This window comes from Azospirillum largimobile, assembly GCF_977007025.2.
In genome coordinates this window covers 420,028-427,500 of sequence record NZ_CDRMUA020000006.1, presented here as the reverse complement: position 1 = coordinate 427,500, position 7,473 = coordinate 420,028, and the positions used below count along the sequence as shown (strand labels likewise).

At 67.4% G+C, this 7,473-nt stretch carries 7 protein-coding genes and 2 rRNA genes (1 of these 9 only partly in view); 3 read left to right on the top strand and 6 right to left on the bottom strand.

Annotated features, from left to right (window positions below; translation table 11 throughout):
• From ACWPKK_RS29205 to ACWPKK_RS29195, 3 genes are all read left to right on the top strand, one after another.
• Positions 1 to 302: ribosomal RNA gene (locus ACWPKK_RS29205) — 23S ribosomal RNA — on the top strand (it extends 2,444 nt beyond the left edge of the window).
• A 141-nt stretch (positions 303 to 443) separates the two neighbouring features.
• Positions 444 to 559 (top strand): 5S ribosomal RNA (rrf, locus tag ACWPKK_RS29200).
• A 203-nt stretch (positions 560 to 762) separates the two neighbouring features.
• Positions 763 to 1,335, top strand: a complete 573-nt coding sequence (locus ACWPKK_RS29195) for a hypothetical protein (protein WP_452011522.1) — start codon at positions 763 to 765, stop codon at positions 1,333 to 1,335.
• 3 nt (positions 1,336 to 1,338) lie between these two features.
• On the opposite strand, the gene ACWPKK_RS29190 is transcribed toward ACWPKK_RS29195, so the two are convergent.
• Genes ACWPKK_RS29190 through ACWPKK_RS29165 form a run of 6 tightly spaced genes read right to left on the bottom strand, consistent with a single transcriptional unit; the run spans position 1,339 to position 7,178 of the window.
• The gene (locus ACWPKK_RS29190) at positions 1,339 to 1,857 is read right to left on the bottom strand and encodes a flagellar protein FlgN (RefSeq protein WP_452011520.1); all 519 of its coding nucleotides are present in this window, start codon (positions 1,855 to 1,857) and stop codon (positions 1,339 to 1,341) included.
• The gene (locus ACWPKK_RS29185) at positions 1,854 to 2,207 is read right to left on the bottom strand and encodes a rod-binding protein (protein WP_452011517.1); all 354 of its coding nucleotides are present in this window, start codon (positions 2,205 to 2,207) and stop codon (positions 1,854 to 1,856) included. The genes ACWPKK_RS29190 and ACWPKK_RS29185 overlap by 4 nt, the downstream gene beginning before the upstream one ends.
• A gap of 15 nt (positions 2,208 to 2,222) precedes the next feature.
• On the bottom strand, positions 2,223 to 3,407 hold the full coding sequence (locus ACWPKK_RS29180; RefSeq protein ID WP_452011515.1) for a flagellar basal body P-ring protein FlgI: 1,185 nt from the start codon (positions 3,405 to 3,407) through the stop codon (positions 2,223 to 2,225).
• 11 nt (positions 3,408 to 3,418) lie between these two features.
• Positions 3,419 to 4,522, bottom strand: a complete 1,104-nt coding sequence (locus ACWPKK_RS29175) for a flagellin (protein ID WP_452011513.1) — start codon at positions 4,520 to 4,522, stop codon at positions 3,419 to 3,421.
• A gap of 6 nt (positions 4,523 to 4,528) precedes the next feature.
• Entirely contained in the window at positions 4,529 to 5,926 is a 1,398-nt protein-coding gene (flgK, locus tag ACWPKK_RS29170) for a flagellar hook-associated protein FlgK (protein ID WP_452011510.1), read from the bottom strand.
• 25 nt (positions 5,927 to 5,951) lie between these two features.
• On the bottom strand, positions 5,952 to 7,178 hold the full coding sequence (locus ACWPKK_RS29165) for a flagellar hook protein FlgE (RefSeq protein WP_452011574.1): 1,227 nt from the start codon (positions 7,176 to 7,178) through the stop codon (positions 5,952 to 5,954).
• Between the last annotated feature and the right edge of the window lie 295 nt (positions 7,179 to 7,473).

The following is a 7,473-nucleotide window of genomic DNA, read 5'->3' as shown; positions in this document are numbered from 1 at the left end:
TAGAACGTCGTGAGACAGTTCGGTCCCTATCTGCCGTGGGTGTCGGAGTTTTGCGAGGATCTGTCCCTAGTACGAGAGGACCGGGATGGACATACCTCTGGTGCACCGGTTGTCACGCCAGTGGCATGGCCGGGTAGCTAAGTATGGACGGGATAACCGCTGAAAGCATCTAAGCGGGAAACCCACCTCTAAACCAGAGCTCCCTTGAGAGCCGTGACAGACCATCACGTCGATAGGAGGCATGTGGACGGACAGCAATGTCTGAAGCTAAGCCTTACTAATCGCTCGATCGGCTTGATCTCGACACCACAAACCGCGCCATGCGCAGCAGCAAGCCTGTTCAAAGGCCCTGCTTGACGCAACACCGCCAGTTCGATACATCCTCCCTCACTTGCACTGAACAGCGATTGCTTCGGAACAGCGTCGGTCTTGAGCCTTGGTGACCTGGTGGTCATGGCGAGGTGTCAAACACCCGATCCCATCCCGAACTCGGCCGTGAAAAGCCTCCGCGCCAATGGTACTGCGTCTTAAGACGTGGGAGAGTAGGTCGCCGCCAGGTCACTCAGGCTCAAGAGACGCTCATACACGAAGCATAAACGCTGGCATCTTCGCACACATCGAAAACGCCCCGGCTCATACCAGCCGGGGCGTTTCGGCGTTTTGGAAATTGCGTGCTTGCGCCGACGCATTTTTTCATCGCTTCACCGGCTATTAATTTGTTTTTGGTGGATTGGTCGCAGTGGTCCGCCGGCTGGCGGTTGCGTGGGGACGGCGATGGGCGATCCGGACGATCTTTTCGATATCTACCGCAAGGACCACGCCGCGGCGGCCCTGACTGGTCCATCGCTTGCGGCCGCCCTCAGCGATACGGTGCGGCGTAGCCTGGCGCTGATCGAGGAACTGTGTGCCGACGTGACGCGGGCGCTTTCCCAGGCGCGCTATACCACGCGGCTGGCATCGGCCGTCACCGACCGGTCCAGCTATGTGCGGCTGGATCGTCAGTCGGAGAGTTTCCGCGATTATCTTCGGACCTGGAGCCAGCAGCGGGCCGACAGGGGCACCGGCGGCATGCATTGGGAGGCTCAGATCCTCGTCACCGACCACCGGCGGACGACGAAGGAGATCGGCATCGGGATCGCCTTCGAGTGGCCGGGCCAGAGCGGGGAGGGGCAGAGCGCGGAAGGGGAGGGCAGCCTCGCCTTCGTCGAGTTCTGGCCGACGGGCGCCGGGGTGGCGCTGCCGTCGGACGCCCGCGGCTTTCAGCGTGCGCTGGTTGCCTGCATCATCAAACTGGAGCAGGCGGGCGAACTGGCGAGCGTGAAGAGCCGCGGTTAGGGCTCAAAGACTGGCGTTCAGGCCAGACGCGGACAGCTCCACCGGGCGGCGGGCCTGTCCGTCGCGGGCATAGGTCCCGTCGCTGGCCGCCTTTTCCAGCGCGACCAGCAGGTTGCGATTGATGGTCAACACCGCCTTGCGCAGGGCGACAAGGCCGGAGGCGTTGACAGACACCGCCCGCTCCAACCGGTCGATGCGCTCCAGGGTCATCGCGCGCAGGTCGTCGGGCAGGCGGATGCCCTCGTCGCGGGCGCGCAGCACGGCACCTTCCAGTTGTTCGGCCATCGCCGCCTTGCGGTGGGCGAAGGCCTCCAGCCGGTCGAGCATGCCGGCGGCGATGCAGGCGGACTCCTCTTCCAGAACGGCGGAGAGAGCCTCCACAGCGTCAAGAAAGTCGCGCACCAGCAGCGCGGTAGCGCCATCATAGCCGGGATCGGGAGCGGCCGGCCCCTCGGCCGGTGCCTGATCGGCGACACGGTCGGGGGCGAATTCGTGGATCAGGTCCTTGAGGGTAACGCTCATGACGGCTGCTCCGTCTGGGTGGCGCCTTGGGCGGCGTAGAGGCGGGCGATCTCGTCGTGCGTCATCTTGCCGATGCCGAGCGTGCCGGACTCTGCGATGGCCTTGCCGTACTCCTGCAACATCATGCTGCGCCACGGCTTTTCCGCCGGGCCGCCGCCGCCGAACAGCGGGCTTTCGCGCATGCCCGCGAACATGCTTTCCATCAGTTGGCCGACCAGCATCGCCTCGAACTCCTTGGCGACCTTGTCGGCGCCAGTGGGGTTGGAAAGGGCCGAGTTGGGAATGGCTGGCGTCGAAGTTTCAGGGGCAGTCGCGGCTGTGGCGCGGAAGGTGGCTGCGGCGATGTCCATCGTCGTTTCTCGCGGTCAGATGATTTCCAGATCGGCGTGCAGGGCGCCGGCGGCCTTGATGGCCTGGAGGATCGCCACCATGTCGCGCGGCCCGACGCCGAGAGCGTTCAGGCCGTTGACCAGCTGCTGCAGGCTGACATTGCCGCCGACGGTGACGAATTGGCGGCCGTTGCCTTCCTGCACCTGCACGTCGGTGCGCGGCACCACGACGGTGGAGCCGTTGCTGAAGGGCTGCGGCTGCGACACCTGCGGCGTCTCCACCACGCGGACGGTCAGGTTGCCCTGGGTGATGGCGACGCGGCTGACCCGCACGTCGTCGCCGATCACGATGGTGCCGCTGCGCTCGTCCACCACCACGCGGGCGATGGCGTCGGGGCGGACCGGCAGCTGTTCGATCTCGCCGATCAGGCGGGGGACATTGCCGACGTAGGACCCCGTGATGCGGACATCGACGGTGGTCAGGTCCACCACCCTGGCGTTGCCGGCGCCGAGCCGGCCGTTCACCGCATCGGCAATACGGATCGCCGTGGTGAAGTCCGGGTTGCGCAGGGCCATCCGCACCGCGCCGACGTCGTTCAGGGCGAATTTCAGCTCGCGCTCGACGGTGGCGCCATTGGCGATGCGGGCGGTGGTGGGAACGCCCTTGGTCACCGTCGCAGCGGCACCGCCGGCGCTGAAGCCGCTGACCGACAGCGGCCCCTGGGCGACGGCATAGGCCTCGCCATCCGCACCCAGCAGCGGCGTCACTACCAGTGTACCGCCCAGCAGGCTGGTGGCATCGCCGAGCGCGGAGACGGTCACGTCGACCGTGGTGCCCTGGCGCGGGAAGGGCGGCAGGCTGGCCGTCACCATCACCGCCGCGGCATTGCGGGTGCGCAGCGTCTCGCCGCGGGTGTTGATGCCCAGCCGCTCCATCATCCCCTTCAGGCTCTGTTCGGTGAAGGGGGTGTTGATCAGCCGGTCGCCGGTGCCGTTCAGCCCGACCACCAAGCCGTAGCCGACCAGCTGGTTGCGGCGGACCCCGTCGAAGGTGACCAGATCCTTCACCCGCGTCTGCGCCGCCGCCGGTGCGGGGAGCACCGACAGGGCGGTGAGAGCCAGCAGAATCCCGGCGGCCAGAGCCGCAGCACGGCTCAGGGAGGCGCGGCTGATGGCGGGCTGGAGCCGGCGCGGAACGGGGGCCTGGATGCCGGGGCTCATGGTGATGGGACCTAGAGGTAGTTGGTCAGGTGCAGCTTGGCGATGCGCGCGGTGGCGCTGGAGGTGGCGTCGATCTGCGCCTCCAGCTGGCTGATCCGCGTGCTCGCCTCGTAGGGGTCGACGCCTTCCAGATTGTTGATCTGCAGGCTGAGGATCGACTTCTGCGTCTTGTGCTGTTCGGCCAGCGTGGCGATCTGGGCGCGCTGGACGCCGAGCTGCGCCGTCGCCTCCCGCAGGTTGCCGAGGCCGCTGGACAGCTTGTCGACCGCCGTTTTGATGTAGTCGGGATAGGCGTCGACATCCATTTTGGAGGTATCGACCGCCGCCAGCATGTAGATGCCTTCCAGCAGCTCCCGCATCATCGGGTCGTTGGCCTGCACGCCATAGGCGATGGTGCTGGAGTCCGCCGGCCGGCCCGCGACGCGCGGGGAGGAGGCACCGCCTGCCTGAAGCGAGGTGGTGCCGGTGTAGAGCCCGCCTTCGAAGGTATCGGTCAGCGGGGGCGTGGCCGGCGTGGCCGGGTCGCGCACGGCGAACAGATCGTCCAGCCGGGCGATGACCGCCGCGGTCTCCGCCGCGGTCACCGGCATCTCCGCACCGCCGGTGGCGGACTGGATGGCGTCGCGGACGATCTGCATCGGCGCGCGCAGGCCCGACTTGTCGCCGTCGACATTGCGCATCGGCGGCTGGTCGAGCGCCGTGCCGGCGAACAGATAGGCGTTGCCGGACGAGGCGTTCAGCAGCCCCACCACCTGATCCAGCACGCCGCGCGCCCGGACCTGCAGCGAGGTGCCGGTCGGCGACTGCTGCCCCAGGCCGGTGGAGGCAGCGGCCAGCAGGTCGGTGCCGGACGCGATGATGCTGGTCATCGCGCTGTCCATCATCTTCATCCGGCCGTCGAGCAGGTCGGTGGTCTTCACATACTCGTCGGTGCGGTCGAACAGGTTGCGCAACGCGATGTCGCGACCGGTGCTGGCGCCGATGGTCGCGGAGACGTCGGCATGGACGCCGGTCGCCACCTCCTCGTTCGCGCGGGTCAGCTCCATCTGCTGCCGGGTCATGGTGCTTTGCAGCTTCCGGCTCATCCCCAGCGTGGACAGGGCGTTGTACAGCATCGGATCTTACCCCTTGATCTGCAGCAGGATGTCGATCATGCGGCCGGCGACCTGCACCACCTGCGCGCTGGCGCCATAGCTCTGCTCGATCAGCAGGAGCTTCTGCATCTCGTCGTCGATGTTGACGCCGTCGCGGTTGATGCGGGCGGTTTCCAGCGTGTCGGCGCTGATCTTGCGCGCGTTCATCTCCGATTCCGCGCCGGTGCGGTAGCCCTGCTGGGCCGACACCATGGCGGTGGCGTAGCTGCCCAGCGTCGTGGAGGCCGGCATGTCGGTGGCGGCGAAGCTGCGGGCGGTGGCGAAGACGGTCAGGAACTTGTCGATCTGCGTCTGGTCGCCCGGCTGAAGCGGGGCCGCTGCCTGGATGCCGCTGCGCACCCGCCAGCTTTCCGTCCGCACCGCGTCGTTGACGGCGACGCGCGACGCCAGCCCGGCGGTGGTGCCATAGGCGGCACCGGCATCGGTGAACAGTCCCGGCTGGGCCGGGTCGGCCTCGGCCCCCTGGAAGGCCTGGACGAGGCCGGCGGCCAACTCGTCCAGCTGGGCCAGCGCGCGGGGCATGTCCTGCTTGATGGTCTGGACATAGCCCATGATCCGGCCGCTCTGGATTTCGCTGTCCGGGTTGGCGGACAGCGAGACGCCGTTGGCCATCACATCGTCCCCCAGCAGCGTCAGCGGCGATTCTCCGGGCGCCAGCTGGTGGTCGAGCAGCGTTTGGCCGTTGCGGGTCATCACCACCACCTGGCCGTCCTCGCGGCTGTAGGTGCGGATGCCGATCTCCTGCGAGACCTGGTCGAGCAGGCGGTCGCGGTCGTCGCGCAGGTCGCCGGTGTCGCCGCCGCGCGCTTCCAGCCCGGCGATCCTGCCGTTCAGGTCGCTGATCCGCTGCAGCGCGGTGTTCACCGAGTCGACGGAGGTCTGCAGGCGGTCGCGGGTGTCGGACTGCACGGTCTGCGCCGCTTCCGCCGCACGGTTCAGGCTGTCGCTGAGCGTGATCGCCTGCGACACCACCGCGTTCTGGGCGGCATCGTCCTGCGGCATGCCATGCAGGCGGGAGAAGGCCTGCTGCAGCTTCGACAGCTGGGTGGAGACCGACTTCTCGTCCTGCGGCTGCCCCAGCACCAGGGCGTAGTCGGCAAGCGCCGAAGCACGCGCCTCCTGCCCGGTGTAGCGGCTGGTCTCGAACCGCGCGTCGCGGATCAGCAGCTCGTCCACCTTGCGGGCGATGGCGTCGACCTGCACCCCGGCGCCGCGGCCGGCGGTGTTGGCCGACGACAGGCTGAGGTCGCGGCGCACATAGCCGGCGGTGGTGGCGTTGGCGAGATTGTGGGAGGTCATCGCCGCCTGCTGCTGCGTCGTGCGCAGGCCGGACAGGGCGGCGGTGAGGGCGAGTTGGACGCTCATGGCCGGGGCTCCGTCGCGACTGGGCTCAACGCTTCAGGCGGGTGGTTTCTTCGACCATCTCGTCGGCCGTGCGCACCAGGGTGGCATTCGACGAGTAGGCCCGCTGGGTCTCGATCAGCGACACCAGCTCGGTCGCGATGTCGACGTTGGACTGCTCCAGCGCGCTGCCGATGACGGTGCCGGCGGCGCCCTTCTTGCCGGCGCCCAGCGTCAGCGTGCCGGTCTCGGCGCCCAGCGTGTAGGTGTTGCCGTCCTGGGCGACCAGACCGTCGGGGTTGGTGACGGTGGCGATCGGGATCTGGTACAGCGCCTGACGGGCGCCGTTGTCGTACATCACCCACAGCTTGCCGCTGTCGTCGATGTTGACCGAGGTGACCTGACCGACCTTGGCGCCGTCGCCGGTGACGGTGGGGACATAGTCGCCGTTCAACTGCGTGACGTTGCCGAGCGACATGGTGAAGCTGTCGGCGGTCGGCGTGGCCGGCGAGGTGACGGTGATGCCGGGCATCGGGTCCAGCGGCAGGCCGGCGCCGTCCACCGGCTTTCCGGCATAGGGGCCGGTGGCCGCGAAGTTGAGCGTCACCGGTGCGCCGCCGACCGTGTAGCCGGCCGGGCCGGTGGCCGTCAGCGTCCACTGGTTGGGGGTGGCGCCCTTGGTCCAGGTCAGCGACAGGTCCAGCGGGTTGCCGAGCCCGTCATAGAAGGTCGGGCTGGTGGTGAAGCTGTCGCCGGCCGCCGCCTGCGCCGGCAGGTTGCCGGAGAAGTCCATCAGCGTCGTGCGGCTGCCGCCATAGACGAGGTTGCCGATGTTGACCGACTGCAGGTCGTCGAAACGGGCGGTGCTGACGTTGGGCAGCGTGCCGTCGGGGTTCAGCTTCCACGCTTCCAGATACTGGCCGGCATTGTTGCGCAGGAAGCCGCTTTCGTCGGGCAGGAAGCTGCCGGCGCGGGTCAGCGAATATTGCGGCGTCCCGGACGCGGTGCTGCCGACAACGAAGAAGCCATCGCCGCTGATCGCCATGTCGGTCGTCGAGGTGGTGCCGAGGATGGTGCCGTCCTGCTGCACCTGATAGTGCGTGGCGGACTGCACGCCGCTGGCCGTATAGGTGCTGCGCGCGCCGGGGGCGGTGACCAGGGTGGAGAAATCCACGGTGGAGCGCTTGTAGCCGACCGTCTGGGAGTTGCTGATGTTGTCCGAAATGGCGGCGAGGCGCGAGCTTTGCGCGGCCATGCCACTGACACCGGAACGCATTGCGCTGTACAGGCTCATCCTTGGGATCCTCTGGTCAACCGTTGAACAGGCCGTCGAACGGGCCGTCGCAGTGGCGACAAACGGAAGGGGAATGGCGCGTCCCGGGATTCTCCACGAAGGACTGATGGGGTTAACGATAGCGAAGGTGTTTTAAAGGCGCTTTAAAGGAAAAGGTGGGCGGTTTTGTTAAAATGTCTGGGGCTTTTTCTTTGATAAGCGCAGGATTCGATTGCCCCCACCTAACCTCCCCCGCTGGGCGGGGGAGGGATTGCCACCACTCTCCCACCTAAGCACT

What these genes read in the sequence shown, in the direction of transcription:
- ACWPKK_RS29185 (WP_452011517.1), bottom strand. Translation starts at nt 2,207, where the DNA reads ATGGACATCGCCGCAGCCACCTTCCGCGCCACAGCCGCGACTGCCCCT.
- ACWPKK_RS29180 (WP_452011515.1), bottom strand. Translation starts at nt 3,407, where the DNA reads ATGAGCCCCGGCATCCAGGCCCCCGTTCCGCGCCGGCTCCAGCCCGCC.
- ACWPKK_RS29175 (WP_452011513.1), bottom strand. Translation starts at nt 4,522, where the DNA reads ATGCTGTACAACGCCCTGTCCACGCTGGGGATGAGCCGGAAGCTGCAA.
- flgK (WP_452011510.1), bottom strand. Translation starts at nt 5,926, where the DNA reads ATGAGCGTCCAACTCGCCCTCACCGCCGCCCTGTCCGGCCTGCGCACG.
- ACWPKK_RS29165 (WP_452011574.1), bottom strand. Translation starts at nt 7,178, where the DNA reads ATGCGTTCCGGTGTCAGTGGCATGGCCGCGCAAAGCTCGCGCCTCGCC.
- ACWPKK_RS29190 (WP_452011520.1), bottom strand. Translation starts at nt 1,857, where the DNA reads ATGAGCGTTACCCTCAAGGACCTGATCCACGAATTCGCCCCCGACCGT.